The organism is Enterovibrio paralichthyis, assembly GCF_019209835.1.
Taxonomy (GTDB): domain Bacteria; phylum Pseudomonadota; class Gammaproteobacteria; order Enterobacterales; family Vibrionaceae; genus Enterovibrio; species Enterovibrio paralichthyis.
The window spans coordinates 44,349-61,770 of the sequence record NZ_JAHUTS010000001.1 but is presented as its reverse complement, the minus strand read 5'-3'; the positions used below and the strand labels follow the sequence as shown (position 1 = coordinate 61,770).

15 protein-coding genes are annotated in these 17,422 nt (G+C 51.9%); 4 read left to right on the top strand and 11 right to left on the bottom strand.

Features of this window, described 5'->3' with window-relative positions; all coding sequences use genetic code 11:
* Window position 1: 1 nt before the first annotated feature.
* The 3 genes from KU854_RS00270 to KU854_RS00260 all read right to left on the bottom strand — a co-directional run bounded on the left by KU854_RS00270 (window position 2) and on the right by KU854_RS00260 (window position 3,592).
* Window positions 2-2,161, bottom strand: a complete 2,160-nt coding sequence (locus KU854_RS00270) for a TonB-dependent receptor plug domain-containing protein (RefSeq protein ID WP_218356504.1) — start codon at window positions 2,159-2,161, stop codon at window positions 2-4.
* Window positions 2,162-2,459: 298 nt separating this feature from the next.
* Window positions 2,460-2,993, bottom strand: a complete 534-nt coding sequence (locus tag KU854_RS00265; RefSeq protein ID WP_218356503.1) for an NUDIX hydrolase — start codon at window positions 2,991-2,993, stop codon at window positions 2,460-2,462.
* A gap of 26 nt (window positions 2,994-3,019) precedes the next feature.
* The gene (locus tag KU854_RS00260) at window positions 3,020-3,592 is read right to left on the bottom strand and encodes a cysteine hydrolase family protein (protein ID WP_218356502.1); all 573 of its coding nucleotides are present in this window, start codon (window positions 3,590-3,592) and stop codon (window positions 3,020-3,022) included.
* Between the two features lie 236 nt (window positions 3,593-3,828).
* On the opposite strand from KU854_RS00260, the gene efpL reads away from it, so the two are divergent.
* A complete protein-coding gene (gene efpL, locus KU854_RS00255) occupies window positions 3,829-4,404 on the top strand; it encodes an elongation factor P-like protein EfpL (protein ID WP_218356501.1) in 576 nt (191 codons plus the stop codon).
* Between the two features lie 156 nt (window positions 4,405-4,560).
* On the top strand, window positions 4,561-5,454 hold the full coding sequence (yegS, locus tag KU854_RS00250) for a lipid kinase YegS (protein WP_218356500.1): 894 nt from the start codon (window positions 4,561-4,563) through the stop codon (window positions 5,452-5,454).
* An 8-nt stretch (window positions 5,455-5,462) separates the two neighbouring features.
* Here the strand turns inward: yegS and KU854_RS00245 are convergent, their stop codons facing one another.
* From KU854_RS00245 to KU854_RS00220, 6 genes are all read right to left on the bottom strand, one after another.
* Window positions 5,463-6,176 carry a DUF3726 domain-containing protein gene (locus KU854_RS00245; RefSeq protein WP_218356499.1) on the bottom strand — a complete coding sequence of 238 codons (714 nt, stop codon included), beginning with the start codon at window positions 6,174-6,176 and terminating at the stop codon, window positions 5,463-5,465.
* Complete coding sequence (locus tag KU854_RS00240; RefSeq protein ID WP_218356498.1) at window positions 6,173-7,879, bottom strand: hypothetical protein; 1,707 nt, start codon at window positions 7,877-7,879, stop codon at window positions 6,173-6,175. Before KU854_RS00240 ends, KU854_RS00245 begins: the two co-directional genes overlap by 4 nt.
* Before the next feature lie 95 nt (window positions 7,880-7,974).
* Entirely contained in the window at window positions 7,975-9,546 is a 1,572-nt protein-coding gene (locus tag KU854_RS00235) for a BCCT family transporter (RefSeq protein WP_218356497.1), read from the bottom strand.
* 90 nt (window positions 9,547-9,636) lie between these two features.
* The gene (locus KU854_RS00230; RefSeq protein WP_218356496.1) at window positions 9,637-10,626 is read right to left on the bottom strand and encodes a membrane dipeptidase; all 990 of its coding nucleotides are present in this window, start codon (window positions 10,624-10,626) and stop codon (window positions 9,637-9,639) included.
* 31 nt (window positions 10,627-10,657) lie between these two features.
* Complete coding sequence (locus KU854_RS00225; RefSeq protein WP_218356495.1) at window positions 10,658-12,106, bottom strand: aldehyde dehydrogenase family protein; 1,449 nt, start codon at window positions 12,104-12,106, stop codon at window positions 10,658-10,660.
* A gap of 43 nt (window positions 12,107-12,149) precedes the next feature.
* Entirely contained in the window at window positions 12,150-12,554 is a 405-nt protein-coding gene (locus tag KU854_RS00220) for a RidA family protein (RefSeq protein WP_054779706.1), read from the bottom strand.
* Window positions 12,555-12,680: 126 nt separating this feature from the next.
* Here KU854_RS00220 and KU854_RS00215 point away from each other — a divergent pair, with 126 nt between their 5' ends.
* Window positions 12,681-13,592 carry a LysR family transcriptional regulator gene (locus tag KU854_RS00215; RefSeq protein WP_218356494.1) on the top strand — a complete coding sequence of 304 codons (912 nt, stop codon included), beginning with the start codon at window positions 12,681-12,683 and terminating at the stop codon, window positions 13,590-13,592.
* A 74-nt stretch (window positions 13,593-13,666) separates the two neighbouring features.
* On the top strand, window positions 13,667-14,095 hold the full coding sequence (gene trxC, locus KU854_RS00210; RefSeq protein WP_218356493.1) for a thioredoxin TrxC: 429 nt from the start codon (window positions 13,667-13,669) through the stop codon (window positions 14,093-14,095).
* Between the two features lie 131 nt (window positions 14,096-14,226).
* Here the strand turns inward: trxC and KU854_RS00205 are convergent, their stop codons facing one another.
* Window positions 14,227-15,648: an IS1182 family transposase gene (locus tag KU854_RS00205; RefSeq protein WP_218356492.1), complete on the bottom strand. Its 1,422-nt coding sequence runs from the start codon at window positions 15,646-15,648 to the stop codon at window positions 14,227-14,229.
* A 128-nt stretch (window positions 15,649-15,776) separates the two neighbouring features.
* The gene (locus KU854_RS00200; RefSeq protein ID WP_054779657.1) at window positions 15,777-17,105 is read right to left on the bottom strand and encodes an anaerobic C4-dicarboxylate transporter; all 1,329 of its coding nucleotides are present in this window, start codon (window positions 17,103-17,105) and stop codon (window positions 15,777-15,779) included.
* Between the last annotated feature and the right edge of the window lie 317 nt (window positions 17,106-17,422).

Genomic DNA, 17,422 nt, shown 5'->3' with positions numbered 1-17,422 from the left:
TTTATGGCCACTGCCAGTCTACTTCCAGCCAATATTGGGTGCCGTTGTCAAAGCTACTGTAGCTTTGCGGGAATTCGTTCACCTGGTCATTAAACAAGTTCTCCACCGTCAGGGTGAATTCGGGATAGTTTTTCGCCGGTGTCCAGCCAACGATCAAATCCCAGGTCAGCATTGAAGGCCAGGATACCCGCTCTTCATCCCCAAGAATGGCATCCGGTTCGGAGGAGGCAATATATTGGAATACATTGCTCACCCACAGCGATGGATTGATATCCCACATCACCTGCGCGTTAGCGATATGCAGCGGTTCGTTTTCATAACCACGCAGCGCATTTTCGGCTGCAGCGCAGGTATTGCCATTACATTCTGCTTTGATGCGTTTAAACGAGTAGCTCGCATTCGCCTGGAAGTTAGCGTTGGGTTGCCATTTTACGCTCATCTCGCCGCCATAGGTTTCAGAGCTGACTGGCGCAATATGGTCGTAACGATAAACATCAATGATGGTGCCTGCCGTACCCGGCGATGAAGCAGCAACAAACTTACGTTCAAACCCCGTTAACAGCCACGCAGGGATATCTGTTTCCTCACTGTAAAAGAGGCTGAGATCAAACTGGACGACCTGCTCTTCCCACAAGCGGTAACCTAATTCGAAGGTTTCCACTTCAGGCACCGGCATGTTTTCATTTCCGGTATTAATGATCACCTGCATGTAGTCATAGTTATTGGGCAAGCAGTCGTTTACATCGCCGTTCTTACAAAAGGTAACATCACTCGCATAGGCATTTTGGTGAAAGTCGGTGGTTCTTCCCTGCCGGGCAGGTGTGATCACTGAACGTCCCCACCCAGCCCAAACACGTTGATCTTCACCAATTTCCTGCATCAGGCGAATCTGCGGTTGAGCAAAGGTATCGTGAACCAGGTTGAAGTATTGCCAACGGTTGCCCACCATCAACTCTGTGGTTTCAGTCAGTGGGTAGATGTAGTTGAAATACATTGCCACACTGTGGTTGATAAAGTCAGACTCATCCGTTACCCGAACATAGGGCAGCACATAAGTTTCGCGGTCACTGTATGGGCGAAAATGTTCGTCGATCAGCCGGTAATTGAATCCCAAAGATAAATGACCACCAAAGACGTCACTGTCCGAGTAACTGGTTTCGGAATCTAAGCGGGTGAAGTAGGCGTTGCGATCCGGCGCATCACTGTTGCTGTAGGTCAGCCAGAATTGCTGTTCCCAGTTGGTGCTTTCGCTCAGCTCTTGCAAGAACTTGATGCCGGCAAAGTACTCTTCACTCAACATTTCTGTGTTGTAGCCAGCAATGTCTTCTCTGTCTTCGCCAGGAAACAGAAAGTGCGGTTGGTAACTACCCCAGTAGTAATCTTCCCGTGAACGGATACCGCCAAGTTGGAATGAAATGGTGCGATCCAGGTTCTGGTAGTCTCCACGCAAACCAAAACGCTCGGTGTATACGCGAAAATCCTGATGAGGCTGAACCCGTTCTTCGTCGCTTGTCCATGGCATGTGCTGGACAAATTCCGCATAACCACTGAGGTAAAAATTCTCTGAGACTTCCCCGCCATCACGGATGTGATATTCGCGGTAGTCGTAGTTCCCCGCCGAAGCCGATACCCGGCGGCGTGGCGCATCTTCTGCATCCAGGGTAATGATGTTGATCACCGCGTTGGCAGCGTTCCCGCCCCAAATGGTGCCAACAGGGCCAAGTACCACTTCGATACGGTCAATGTTATCGAGGCTGACTGGGATTAGATCCCAATCCACACCGGAGAACATACCGTTGAATACACTGCGGCCATCTACCATCACCAGCATCGTATTGCTCAGTGCTTCATTGGTGGTGCGGGCGGCAATACCCCAGTCATAGTTGGAAAATTTAGCCACATGCAAACCCGGCGCAAGCACCAGCACATCTGCCACTGAACGGGCACCGGATCGTTTAATTTCTTTGGCAGTAATAACGTGAACAGCAGCGGGAATATCGGCAAGGCTGAGTGAAGTTCGGGTTGCTGAAACCACTTTGGTGTCTGACAACGACTCAAGTGGCATTTCCAGCAAAGCATCCAGATCAACGTCTGCATTTGAAGGGGCGGTGTAGAGTAAGCTCAAACAGGCACATGTCGTCGCCAGACTGACTTTAAGCATTTATGGTATCCAACAACTAAGGCAGTAGCACAAAAATCACCCGCCTATAAAACAGGCAGGCAAGGCTTCGCACATCCGTTGGCCTGACATCAGGCTATAACTTACGATGTATTTTTAGCGGAATTATACGTATAGCTGGCGGGATTTCGTAGCAAATCCGGAGGAGAAAAGCGCTTTTAATTGCGCTCTAAGATGCATATCTCATCATGTGCCACAAAGATGACTATCTGTCAGGATTTTCTGACATTTTTCTGGCGGTTAGATCAAAGTTTATTACAAACTGTCTCGAATATTTTTATCAAACCAACCCCTTTAATTTTGCCAATCCATACGCTGCAATGGTGACGTTATCTTTTATTTCACCATTAATGATCATTTGCTCAAACTCACCAACAGTGAATGGGCGCGTTAACAGGTCTTCTTCCTCTGCATCGAGGTCACGACCAACGTCTGTCAGCCCCGTGGCAAAGTAAACGTGGCAGGTCTGGTTGAGAAATCCGTATGCGATATATTGGGCACCGACATACACCATGCTTTGCGCTGACATGCCAGTTTCTTCCCTTAACTCTCCTTTTGCCAATGAAAGGTGATCGGCATCCGGGTTGTTTTCCCATGCGCCTTGTGGCAATTCCCAACAACGTTGTTGTACGGTGTAACGGTACTGCTGAACCAAATGGATTTGCCCCTCGTCGATGGCAATGATCACCGCACAGTCGGGCTTATCGACCACCCCATAAATACCGTGCGCACCGCTTGGTCGTTCAATTTTATCTTCCCGCACTGTCATCCATTTGTTCTGGTAAACAATTTTGCTGTCGAGCTGCTTTATCATTGGGGGTGGGTTTCCTAGGTTATCGGTTAAGTGTCTTCCAGCGTGCCGGACTGCCAAAGCGCGGCAATACGTTCAAGCATATTCAGCGAGGTTTGATGCTCTTCAGCCGAGTGGGCAGCACAGGCATCGCAGATAATGTTGACCTTGTAGTCCCTGTCATGGGCATCCCGTGTGGCACTTTGGATTGCCCAGGATGTACTCACGCCGCACAGGTACACTGAGCTTATCCGGTTAGCGCGTAAAATAGAATCCAGTGAGGTGTTGTGAAAGGGATTAACTCTTGGTTTTACGACAACCAAATCAGAAGGTTGCACATCCAGCGCATCATGAAACGCGGTTCCCCAGCCACTGAGATCCAGTGCGCCTATTTCACCTGCCTTTCCAAACATCGGTGACCATACCGGCACATCCTGATAACTCGATTGGAAACCCACTTTCACGAATATCAATAAATGGCCTTTTTGCCGGGCCCAGGCAATGGCCTGGTTTGCATTCTCAATCACTTTGTTTTGGTTGACCTGAACGGCGCAACTTGGGATTTTTCCTTGCGGGTGAACAATATCGTTAATGAAGTCGATGACTATTAATGCACTTTCCATGCTACTTCCACCATTCCACGACACATCGAACGATCAGTATAGAAGTTATGCATTCTGTGGATTCACCGCAGGTAAACCATCCGCCCGAGTTACCAGTTTCGATACACAGGTAACCCGAACAAGCCGTCTTACCCGTGCAAACAGGCATGAATGAATCAAAGAACCCTCACTTCCATCTTGCCAAAAACCGAATTCATGATATTTTTCGCGAAAGTTATTCAACTGGAATAGTGACCATGCCAAAGGCAAGTGAAATCAAAAAGAACGCCGTTATCGAGTACAACGGCAAAGTACTGGCAGTTAAAGACATTTCCAAACTGACTCCTAGCGGTCGTGCGGGTAACAGCCTTTATCGTATGCGTCTGTACGATGTAGCAACCGGTGCGAAAGTTGACGAAAGCTTCAAAGCGGACGATATGCTGAACCTGGCTGACTTCAGCCGCCACGCTGCAGACTTCTCTTACATCGACGGTGACGAGTACATCTTCATGGATTGTGAAGACTACACGCCATACCACTTCAACAAAGAAGACATCGCTGAAGAGCTGATGTTTATCACTGAAGAGACCAAAGGTATTCAGGTTCTGGCAGTAAGCGGTAAGCCTGTTGCACTGGAACTGCCTTCATCTGTTGATCTGGTAATCACTGACACTTCACCTTCTATCAAAGGTGCATCTGCAAGTGCGCGTACCAAACCAGCAACCCTGACCACGGGTCTGGTTGTTCAGGTGCCAGAATACGTAGCACCAGGCGACAAAGTGCGTGTTAACACCGCTGAAAGCAAATTCATGAACCGCGTAGACGCGAAGTAATGTAACGCTCCCTGTACTGAAAGCCCTGGTTTCAAACCGGGGCTTTTTTCTATCTGGCCGTCATCAATCGCTGTATTCAGAACAATGAAACAGCCCCTCCCCGTCAAAACCCGCATACTCTATAAAACAAAGACGCTAACGCGCAGGGGATGAGTCATGACAATTCGCGTTTTACTCAATGGCAAAAAAGCCGGGCTTGAACCGGTTCGTCACGCCATTTTTAACGCCAGACAATCAGGTGACATTGAAGTGCGCGTCACCTGGGAAGGGGGCGACATTGAAAGATTGGTGAAAGAAGCGATTCACGATGGATGTAAGCGTATTGTTGCCGCAGGAGGCGATGGAACGGTCAATGAATGTGCCGCTGCATTGATGGGCTATGAGCCGGAACAGCGCCCTGAAATGGCCGTGTTGCCACTGGGCACAGCCAATGATTTTGCAACAGCGTGCCAAATCCCGTTGACGCTGGAGCAAGCCCTGCATCTGGCACAAACGGGGTCGGTAACCGCCGTTGATTGTGTCAGTGCCAATGACCGCCATTTTATTAACGTTGCCAGTGGTGGGTTTGGTGCGAAAGTGACGGCTGAAACCCCTGTTGCCCTGAAAAATTTCCTGGGCGGCGGTGCATACACCCTGGCAGGCATCGTACAGGCATTAAGCTTCGAACCCTACCAAGGCAAGACGCTGATGCCTGACCATGAGTCGGATCAAGAAGTGATCGTAGGTGCAGTATGCAACGGCAGGCAAGCGGGTGGCGGACAGATACTTGGCCCTAACGCCATGCTTAATGATGGCCTTTTGGATACCATCGTATTGCGCCGCTTTCCGCTTGAAGCGGTGACGCAGGTGATTGCAGAAATCAACGATGTGGGAAGCGACGGTGAATATGTCCGCCGTATCCGCACACCGTGGATTGAGTGGCAATCGGATGACGTCATGCCAATCAACCTCGACGGTGAACCGATCAGCGCGAAAAAAATCCGCTTTGAAGCCATTCCAAACGCGATAAAGCTGGTGTTGCCAAAGGGTTGTCCGTTAATTGAAACCTGAACCCTTCCCTACTCACCCGCTCCACGCATTGACGCTTCACTGTCTTCAACCAGCAAGCGGGACGCATACTGTTTCAGCGCGTCCCAATCTGTACGCTTGATGTCAATGCCCTGCTTCCACGCGGTTTTCGCGGCCAATTGCTGTTGGTATCCGCTTATCGCGGGCTCCGCATAGGGGTTGGATGGCTCAAATGGCGTCAGGCTTAACTCAATTTGCATGCTGTTTTCATCCAGCCCCAGCGCTTTATCAAAATAGATATCCGGGTAGCGGACACCCGCATTCAGCACGCATTCCACATCGTCCGGCGAATCATTGCGGTGCCATCGGACACGCACTGACAACCCCTTTCCTGCCAGCTTGAGCAGCTCTCCGAACGCCAGCCAACGGTTACGGCAAGCATGAACGGTGAGCGAGACGCCCGGGGTCTGGGCCAGCCTTTCCACCGCCACATCCACCAGCGCAGGCAGATAGCAAAACAAGCTCGCGCCGTGCAGGTTTACAACAATGTTGGCACCACTGATGTCATACACAGGTGGACGGCTTTTTATCTCGCTATCCAATGACTCCAAGGCCTCGACAAACAGCGAAAGACCGCCGAGTCCGGCCATTTGCAAATCCACCACCGTCTCTGCAATGGTGTCAGACTCGCCATACTCATTCTTCAGGCTGTCGAAAGCTTTCGCGCACAACACCACCAACTCATTGTGTGAAACACGGATCATCGTGAACCTCCATCATTCAGGTCGGCAGTCAGCACAGGGAACAGCCACGAATCGCAATCTGCGCCGCAAGCCAGTTCTTTCACGGTCGGTGCGCCCTGAAACAGGGTCACCCGCACCCAACGGTCTGAACGCGGATCAAACTTGGTTGCGCCGAACATGGAAAGCTTGCAGCGTAAAAGGTGCATCGGTAGGACGTGCTGGGACAATACGTTGATCTGGATATCCCCCATCGGCAGATTGCCCATGGTCCAGACCCGCCGTGCAATCGGGCGAAGGCCGGTGTGTTCCAGCAAAAACTCCGCCAGCGACGATCCTGGCTCCACCCGCTTTAGGGCATCGTAAAGACGGGAAACCTGGCGGCCGATATCCAGCGCCAGCTCTTTCTCTTCACCGGGTTCCTCTCCGCGAACCGCCATGCGTGGTTCTTCTTTATCCTGAGAGCGGTACCAGAACCAGTAGCGGTTATCGGGGTCAGCAAAGTCGATATCCAGTGCCCAGCGGTAACGTGATTCCAAGAGCGACAGCATGGTTGAAACCGCAATGCCCGGCGTCAGCGACAGGCTTTCATCACAGTTCATCAGCTCGCCATAAGGGTCAACCCGTTCAGGAAATGCTTCCAATACGCAGGACACCAAGACTTCCTGGGTTTCCAGCGAATAGTTTTCCGCACCGGCGATCACTTCGCCCCAGCGTGCGTTGTCCGATGCCAGCACGTGAATCCACTCTGCCAGTTCCGGCAGTTCTGCCGCACTCTGGGTATTCAGTTCACGCTGGCGATCATTAATGGTCACCACTTCGGTCAGGTGTGTCTGCGCCTTATTCAGCAGGGTGATGACACGGGCAGTGCTTTGGGTACAGAGCGGTTGCTGGGAAACAACAGCCAGCGCGGATTCACGTTGTGTCAGCCAGTTATCCACCACGCGGGGGTGGCGGATAAGATACGGCGCCATACCCAAGCCAGTCGCGTTGCCTACACCAATGTAACGTTGCAACGCCGGGGTTAAGGTGACCGCCTTGTCGCCGCCTTTTTGTTTGGCCAGAAAGTGTACCCAATCCAGACTGAACTCACGCAGGATGTACACCGCGCACATCTGGGCGCTGAAGGAAAGTTTGAAGTCAGGGTTTTCTTCCAAGGTTTCAAAGTCCGCAATGCCGAATTTGCCATTGCCGTACACCGCCGTGGTTCTGAGGATATACCCCACATTGGCAATTTCCTGGCTATCCGGCTGATTTCCGGATGCCAGTGACTCAATCACATGCTCAAATACACGCACACTTTTGTTTGCGCGGGAGAGCACCAGCACCTGGGTGGTGTTGCGCCCAGCTTCCTGAAGCGGCACATTCTGGCGCAACCTTTCGAGGTCTTCCTCGCTGGCACGGCCTTTCACCAGTGCCATGGTCACGTCCCACTTTTCCGCAATCACCCGGTCATTGCGCTCTTCATCGGCAATCGCCGTGGAAAACACCACCAATTGATATATCCCATTCGGTGTGCGCAACTCGTAAACAGCCGTGCCAAACCCATCCGGTGCAATCTGCCACTGCACACATTCAGTCTGCCATTTCTCCGTTTCCATTTTCCTGAGCATGGTACGGACAAAACTGAGCCGGGTCTGGTGCATGGCACCCAGACGATAAGGATCCATGACAACAGCGGGATCACGCAGCATGGTTACACTTTCCATAGCAGTACTTGCATTCATGACGTCTCACCTACATACGCAGTGATATGTTGATTATCCGGGGACAGCAAGGAACACGCTGTCCCATCTTTGTTGTTAGCGATGATTGTCAGTGACTAATCAAATCCCTGATCTTTTGCCATTTGCATGGCGATTTTCGGCCCGTTCCACAAGGACGGCAGCAAGATAAGCGACACCGGCACTGCCGTGATGACGATAAACGACTGCAGTGCAGAGATACCGCCTGCGCCAAGCGAAATCAGAATGATTGCCGTGGCTCCCATCATGACGCCCCAGAATACGCGCATCAGGCCATTCGGGTTCAGGTCGCCACTGATCACCACGCTGATGGTGTAGGTCATCGAATCCCCTGTGGTGACGATAAATATCGTTGTCAGGATAAGGAACAGGATGGACATCAGCATGGGGAATGGCAGTTGCTGAGTTATTGCCAGCAGGGACGCCGGAAGGTTAAAGCCTTCAAATGCTTTGCTGACCGAGCCCGGCTCTGCCATTTCAAACGCCAGACCGGAACCGCCAACAATGGTGAACCAGAAACAGGTGATCAACGGTGCCACAATGCTGATGGTGACAATGAGTTGGCGAATGGTTCTGCCGCGTGAAATGCGCGCGATAAAAATTGCCATCATTGGGCTATACCCCAGGAACCAGCCCCAGAAAAATACTGTCCACCAGCTCAGCCAGCCCATGTCACCGCGGAAGGTAGCCATCGGGATAAAGTTGTCCACCATGGTGCCGACGCCCTGCAGGTAACCGTTAATGATGAAGTCAGTGGGGCCCACCAGCAGGATGTACGCCATCAGTGCGACAGCCAGGATCACGTTGTAGCGGCTCAATATCTGGATGCCGCGGTTTACCCCGCTAAGCGCCGACACGGTATAAATGGCAATCGCAAAAAGGATGATAATGAACTGTGTAGAGAAGCCATCCGGCAGTGCAAACAGTGCATTCAGTGCGTAACTGACCTGCAATCCGAGAAATCCGATAGGCCCGATGGTACCCGCCGCCACGGCAATGATGCAGCATGCATCAATCGCTGCGCCAAACATGCCTTTCAACGCGCGGTCACCGAACACCGGATACAGCAAGGTACGCGGTTTCAGTGGCAGGCCCTTATCGTAATGCAGGTGCATCAGTACGATGGTGGTCAGGGTGCCAAGGATCGCCCAGGCCAGAAAACCCCAGTGCATGAAGGACTGTGCCAACGCATTGAATGCCTGACGCTGAATATTGCCTTCCGGCACACCGTAAAGCGGCGGCGGGTTCACGAAGTGGGCAATCGGCTCAGCAGCAGCCCAGAATACGCCCCCACCGGCGAGCAGGGTACAAAGGATAATTGCCAGCCATTTAAAGCTGTCCATTTCCGGCTTGTCCAATCCCCCCAGACGGACTCTCGCCGTACCCGGACTGAACGCCAGTGCCATGCCAATCAGGAATGTCGCCAGCAACAGGAGTTGCCAGTATGGGCCGAAGATTGAAACGCTCCAGCTAAAACCGCTGTTGACCATTGAGGATAGCAGCTCATTATCCACGAGCGCTGTCAGGACAAACAGGGTAAGGAAACCGCCACTCAGCCAGAATACGGGGTTGTCGAGCCCGAGTTTTTCCCAGACACCCTGCTCCTTGCTGACTGTGCTTGTCTTCTCTGTATTGAGTAAATCAGACATCATCTGTCTCCACGTTATGGTTAGCCCGACCCGAAGGCCAAAGCTATGCTCCTTGTGGGCGGGTAGTTTCCCGCGCCGCGATGGGTTCCATTACTTTCCGGGGGTTAAACCCTCTTCCAGGAAAGAGAGCCAGTTCTGGCCAAGCACGCCGGCTGTCTCTTTTTCACTGAACCCGATATCGCGCAATCCCTGATAAATATTCTTAAGGCCACTGGTTTCCGGGAACCATGGCAACGCCGCCGGCCAACCGGCATTTGAGGCCGAGCCTTCTCCATAATCGAGGCTTTTTGACCACCGGCCATTTCGCATCCATTCAAGGACACTTTGTGGCTGGTTTTGGCAAAGATCGCTGCCAATGGCGAGGTGTTCAGCCCCCACCATGTCCGCGGTCTCTGCCACCATCTTGCAGAAATCTTCCAGACGGCATTCGCTACCGCCCGGCAGGTGGAAAGGATACAGACTGAAGCCAAGCAGACCGCCGCGTCCGCACAGTGCACGGATCACTTCGTCGGACTTATTGCGCAATGCCGCATGGGCGCGTTGCGGGTTGGCATGGCTGATACAGATTGGGCGGGAGGAAAGGTCAATCGCCTCCAGCGTAGAGCGCTCAGCGCTGTGCGACATGTCAATCACCATGCCAACACGGTTCATTTCCGCGATAGCCTGCTTGCCAAAGCGGGTGACGCCACTGTCTTCCTGCTCGTAGCACCCCGTCGCCAAAAGGCTTTGGTTGTTGTAGGTAAGCTGCATGATCATCAGACCCTGCTTCCGCATCACCTCAATCAGGCCAATTTCATCGTCGATAGGCGAGCAGTTCTGCGCACCGAAGAAAATGCCCACCTTGCCTTCCCGCTTCGCCGTGCGGATATCATCCATAGACATCACCGGCATGATCAGGTCGCTGTTACGCTCAAAATGCAGGTTCCACTCAGAAAAACGGGAAAGCGTTTCCCTGGCGTTTTCGTGGTACACCAGTGTTACGTGTACCGCCGTTACACCGCTTTGCTTGAGCGACTCGAAGTACGCCCTGTCCCAGCGGCAATACTGCAATCCATCAATGATGATTTCGTCCTGATACATAGGATCTCCCTACCCTGTCTGAATACCGGTGTTAGTAAGCACGCTGGTATGCGGTTTTTACGATGGTGTAGAAATCTCGGGCATATTGGCCCTGTTCGCGAGGTCCAAAGCTGGACTCTTTTCGCCCGCCAAACGGAACGTGATAATCCGTACCGGCAGTCGGCAGGTTAACCATCACGCAGCCTGTCTGCGCCTGCTGCTTGAACAGCGCGCTGCTGCGAAGACTGGAGGTCACAATCCCGGCAGTCAGGCCAAAGCGTGTTTCGTTGACCTTGGCAATGGCTTCATCCAGCGAACCAACACGCTGCACACAGGCCATTGGTGCGAACAGTTCTTCCTGGTTGATATCCCAATCATTCTGGGTATTGATAAACAGTGTCGGCGCCATGTAGTAGCCGTCGTGTTCAAGGGTCAAACGCTCACCGCCTGTCACCAGTTCACCGCCCAGCGCCTTCGCCCTTTCCACCCACTTCAGGTCTGAAGAAAGCTGGCGTTCATCAACAACCGGCCCCATAAACACACCGTCTTCCAGCGCATGGCCGACTTTCAGGCTATTGATACGGGCAGTAAGAGCTTCAACGTAGGCATCGTGCACGCTGTCGAGCACAATCAGGCGGGAAGAGGCCGTGCATTTCTGGCCGGTACCGGAGAAAGAACCGGCAATGGTGGCTTCCACGGCAATATTGATGTCGGCATCGTCTGCGATAACGAGGGCATTCTTGCTGCCCATTTCAAGCTGGCAACGCACGAAGTTAGGTGCTGTCGCTGCCGCGACTTTACGGCCTACATCGACAGAGCCGGTAAAGCTGACCGCATCGATATCACGGCTGTGGATCAGGGTATCACCCACATCGGAGCCCGACCCCAGCACTAGATTGAACACACCGGCAGGCAGGCCTGAGCGGTGGATAATGTCTGCCAGTCCAACGGCGCTTGCCGGTGTCAGGTTGGCCGGTTTCCAGATCACGCTGTTGCCGAATGCCAGCGCAGGTGCGATTTTCCAAGAGGCGGTTGCCGTCGGGAAATTCCAAGGCGAGATAACCGCCACCACACCCACAGCTTCGCGGGTCACTTCCACCTGTACGCCGGGACGAACGGACTCCGCCATGTCGCCCATCTGGCGCAGCACTTCTGCGGCGTAGTATTGGAAGAACTGGCCGGCACGGTAGATTTCACCGCGGCCTTCTGCAAACGGTTTACCTTCCTCACTGGAAAGCAGGCGGCCTAATTCGTCACAGCGGGCGATCAATTCGTCGCCAATGGTTTGCAGCACTTTCTGTTTCTGCTCAAGGGGCGTTTTTTCCCACACCGGCTGCGCCTGACGGGCACAGGCGATGGCTTGCTGAACCTGAGCCTGGCTGGCCTGCGCAAAATCCCCCAGCGATTCGGTAATGTTGGACGGATTGATATTGGCAACGGTGTGGGTTCCGGTACACCATTCGCCGCCGATGTAGAGGGCATTTTCTTTGTTCAGGCTCATCCTTTACTCCTTGATCGATCTTTTCTGAAAATGAAATTCTTCGTTATTGCGGCAACGCTGCGTAAACCACCAGCTCAACCAGCATGCCTTCCCTTGCCAGCCCCGCGACGACCATCGCAGCGCGGTTGGGGTAAGGTGCTTCAAAATATTCGCTGTAGACCCGGTTTACCGTTGGCAGGTATTCGCGGTCTGTCACATAGATCAGTACCTGCAATACGGCTTGGCTTGAAACACCGGCGCATTCCAGCGTGTGCATCAGGTTGTCGAGTGTCTTGCGGGTTTGGGCTTCAATGCCGCCTTCAACCAATTGCCCTTCACTGTCAATCGGGATTTGTGCGGTATACAGGGTTCCGTTGTGTCCAATTGCCCATTCCAGAGGGGCTTTCGAGCTAAACAACGCCGTTTTGATAACTTCCTTTTCTACAACGTTTTTTGATTGTTGCGACATACCGAACACTCATTTATTTAACATTTCGTCAAAGTCTGCCTTACAATCATTGATAAATCTAACGGTTAATTTTTTTCAATTGTTCAATTTTTCTTATCAAAGGAACGATTCAGGGAGGAAAGGAAGGTGGATATCAAACTGCAACAGCTTAAGCATTTCTCGCTGGTCGCCGAACAACGGGGCTTTCGCGCAGCCGCCGCCAAAGCCAACCGATCCCAGGCCGCCCTGTCTACGTCAGTAAAGGAATTGGAGAAAATGCTGGGGCAGTCACTTTTTGATTCAGGGCACAAAGCAAAGCTCACCCCGTTTGGCGAATTCTGTCTGCCCAAAATCAACCAGTTTTTGAAGCTTTATGATGAATTGAACTCGGATTTGTTTTCTGCTGCTGCCGGGCAACTGGGTCAGGTAAGGATTGCCAGCGTGCCATCTGTCGCTGCCAAACTGATCCCGGATATTCTGGCCAGGTACACGGAAAACCACCCCAATGTGGATGTGGCGTTAATCGATGATAACGCGGCTGGCGTGGAGGCTCGCCTGCTTGCCGGTGAAGTGGATTTGGCGTTGGGAAACTGCCTCCACATTCAGGATGAACGTATTGATTTCACCCCCCTGCTCGCAGACCCTATGGGTGTGGTGTGTCTTATCGACCATCCGTTAGCGCAAAGCAAAAATGCCATTGGGTGGGAGGATTTGGTTGGCTACCCCTTCGTTAAAAACGGCACCTGTACCCTGCTGGAACCAACTCAAGCCAATGTGCTTGCCGCCAATGCCCGTTACAGCGTGGAGAATATTACTTCCCTTTTCTCGGTCTTAAAGCTTGGGATAGGCATTACCACACTGCCAAAACTTGCCTTTCCTGAAGATGAAAAACATCTGTGCTGGTTGCCTTTATCTTCACCCTATGTAGAGCGTCAAATAGGCATTCTGCGACTGAAGGAGCGTTACTTTTCCCCACAAGCCTACGACTTCTTTAAGCTATGCATAGAAAGGCTTCAATCCGACCTGCAGGTTGATAGAAATAAGCAATCAGAACAATAGGAAAAACAGAATGGTTTGGCGTGTCGGAAACGGCTAGGCTAAGCCCATAGCAAATAAGAACAAAGGTGTTAGAAATGAGTACATTAACTGTGCGTTGCCCTCACTGCCACAAACTCAACCGTATTCCTGCTGACCGCATTGAAGAGCAGCCTGTTTGCGGCAACTGCAAAGAAACGTTGCTGGCGGGTAAACCTGTCGAAGGTACAGAGGAAAACCTGAGTGCATTGATTGCATCCGGCAAGCCTGTCGTCATTGATTTCTGGGCACCTTGGTGTGGCCCTTGTCAAAGCTTTGCGCCGGTTTTCGAAGCGACAGCCAATGCCAAAGGTCAAGACGCGATATTCGTGAAAGTAAACACTGAAGATCAGCAGGCGCTGGCAGGTCAGTACCGTATCCGCAGCATTCCAACCATCATGGTGTTTAAAGACGGCAAGATGGCGCAGCAAATCAACGGTGCACTGCCTCAGTCCCAATTCAATGAATGGTTGAGCCAAAGCCTGTAAAAAACCGCTAAACAGCAAAACGCCCTCATTTGAGGGCGTCAGATTGCTGACTAACCCCGCTTTTTCAAGCGGGGTTTTCTTTTGTTAGCGGCCGAAGGCCGCGATTGCGCTATTTTTCCATATTGATAGATTCAAGCCGCTTTTAGCCCATAGAGACTAAATTGCGTCACTATCCGGGCTATTTGCCGTGTATTGAGCCCAATTTTGCGAAGATAAGCCTCCAGCAGGGCTATCTTCTTGATGTTTTGCGCTGCTGCCGCCAACCAGCATTGGATTTGTACTTTCAGCAGGCCGCGGAACCTCGCATAGCGATGGCCATGATGTTGTTTGGCATCTGCGAAGCTTCGCTCCACTGTCTCTGCCCGTCGTCGGTACACTTTCTTGCCCCACGCTGTCAGCCTCAGGGCATTGGCATTCTCAACTGATTTCTCGAACAGATGCCGGGTTATCACCCGTTTGTGGTTTTTGCTTCTGGTGCAATCATCGCGCAGCGGACAAGTTTTACATGTCTGTGGGTTTGAGTGATATTCACGATAAGCTTGTCGGTTGGTGGTTTTATAGACCAGCTCCTGTCCCATAGGGCAGAGATAGCGGTCAGTCTCTTTGTCGTAACTAAAGTGCTTTTTCTTGATGGCATTCTTGGTGCGGTGAGGCCGGCGGTATCCCATCACCGGCAGCATTTGGCGTTGCTCCAGTTCATGACAGATAGTCGCGGTGAAGTAACCCGCATCAAGTCCGGCGGCGATGGGCGAGAGCTTAAAGCGTTCTAATGTGACATCCAGACGGGCGATATACGGTTGGGCGTCATTCACATTGCCAGGCGTGACATGCGTGTCGAGGATGATGCCGTGTTTGCCATCGACGGTGCGGTGGTCAAGGTAGAAGAAGCCCTGTGGCTTTTGATCCCGTGTCATGAACCCGCTTTCTGGGTCGGTGGTGCTGACTTTGGTGTTTCGCTCTATGTGCGTCTCTTTCGGCTTAAGCGGGCGTTTCCCTTCCGCTGCACGGTCAGCTTCAATCGCTTCGTCCAGTAGCTCGGCATAAGCATTGGCGTTTTGCTTGGCCAGTTCGTTGGTGTACTTACGCTTGTTGGCGTTGGCCTTCAGGTGAGTGCTGTCGGTAAACAAGACGCGTCCCTCGACCATGCCTTTGTTTATCGCTTGCTCGACGATGCGGATGAAGATGCGCTCGAACACATCGGTATCGTTGAAGCGACGGCGGCGGTTCTGGCTCAAAGTAGACGCATCAATCACCTTTTCAGTGAGTGACATCCGAAGGAACCAACGGTAAGCGACGTTGACCTCGATGTCTTTGACGAGCTGACGTTCACTTTTCACTCCGAAGAGAAAGCCAAGGAGCAGGATTTTGAAAAGGCGAACGGGGTCTATCGCTGGACGGCCATTGTTGTGGCAGTAAAGATGGGCGACTTCGTCGCGGATGAATTCAAAGTCGATGGCGACATCTATTTTACGAACGAGATGGTTTTTAGGGACCAACTGTTCGAGTGTCACCATTTCGAGTTCATATTGCTGAGGGCCGGGGTCTTTAAGCATGTCATCCAATCCGTGATTGATTTGCTTACCCCTTATTAGATCAAAGCCCCAGCCAAATGGCTAGGGCTTTGTCAGCAGTCTGACGCCCTCATTTGAGGGCGTTTGCATTTCTATTATTGGTCGCTGTGTTAGCCGATAAACATCTGGCCGAGCACATAACCAATCAAACAGGCACCGACTACGCCGATAATACCGACCGACATAAACGAATGGTTGAAATACCACTTGCCGATTTTGGTGGTTCCCGAGGTATCGAAGTTCACGGTTGCGATGTCAGACGGATAGTTCGGGATAAAGAAGTAGCCATACACCGCCGGCATAATACCGATCAGCAATGCCGGTTCCAGACCCAGCCCCAAACCGACCGGCAGCATCATACGCGCCGTCGCCGCCTGAGAGTTCACCACGACAGACACAATGAACAGCGCCAGTGCGAAGGTCCATGGGTAGTTCGTTACCATCTCCACAATGCCAGACTTGAATTGAGGCATCGCATATTTAAAGTAGGTATCAGACATCCACGCGATACCGAAGATAGCAATCGCTGCCACCATACCGGATTTGAACACCACGCCGTTTGGTACATCACGCGGGTCAGTTTTGGTTGCCAGCAAAATCACACCACCGAAACAGAGCATCATCATCTGGATAATGACCGACATGCTGATTGGCTTAGTGCCTTCACCGATGGTACGGATTTCAGGCACCATGGCCACCAGCACAATCACCAGAATCGATGACAGGAAAATCAACACTGCATTGCGTGCAGACGTTGGCAGGGTTTCATTCAGCGACGTGGCAGTGGTGTTGAGGATACGCTCACGCCACTCAGGGTCTTGCATGCGCGCCTGATATTCAGGATCGTCTTCCAGCTCTTTACCGCGCTTCATGCTGTACAGCGACATCAACAGGGTACCAAACAGGGTTGAAGGTACCGTCACCATCAGAATGGAAAGCAGGGTGATATCGGCCTGGATATTGGAAAGCTGCGCAAGGTAATACACAACGGCGGCAGAAAGCGGTGATGCGGTGATCGCAATCTGGGATGCCACAGATGACGCCGCCATTGGGCGCTCTGGACGAATGCCGTTTTTCAACGCCACATCACCGATGATGGGCATGATGGAATACACCGCGTGACCAGTACCCAGCAAGAAGGTCATAAAATAGGTAACAAAAGGCGCAATCAGGGTAACGCGTTTTGGATTCTTACGCAGGACACGCTCGGCTACCTGCAACATGTATTTCAGACCGCCGGCGGCTTCAAGGATGGACGCACAGGTCACTACCGCCAGAATGATCAGCATCACCGTTACCGGCGGTGAAGTTGGCGGCATCTTGAAGACAAAGACTTCCACCACCAAGCCAATGCCGGACACCACACCTAATCCGATACCGCCATATCGAGAACCGATATAGAGCATCAAGAGCAGAAACAAAAACTCCAAATACAACATAGAAATACCCTTTAATGAATTGCAATTGGGTATATTCTCAACATAACGTCTGGTAAAAACCGGAGCTGTCTTCACACTCCTACTGTATTAATAATTGAATGTTTCACACTAAAACATTGGGCACAGTTATTGGTGGCATTCGTAACAGATTCACTGCGCAAATGTAACAGCTTAGTACCACTAAATTTGCCTGGTCGTTACACGTAATTTCCCCACACGCATTACGTCGACTTTCATCCCTTCCTGTCTATCACGCAGCCTGATAGTCAGCACCCAATACATTTTGTGACGCAGATATCTTTCATAGATTGACTTGT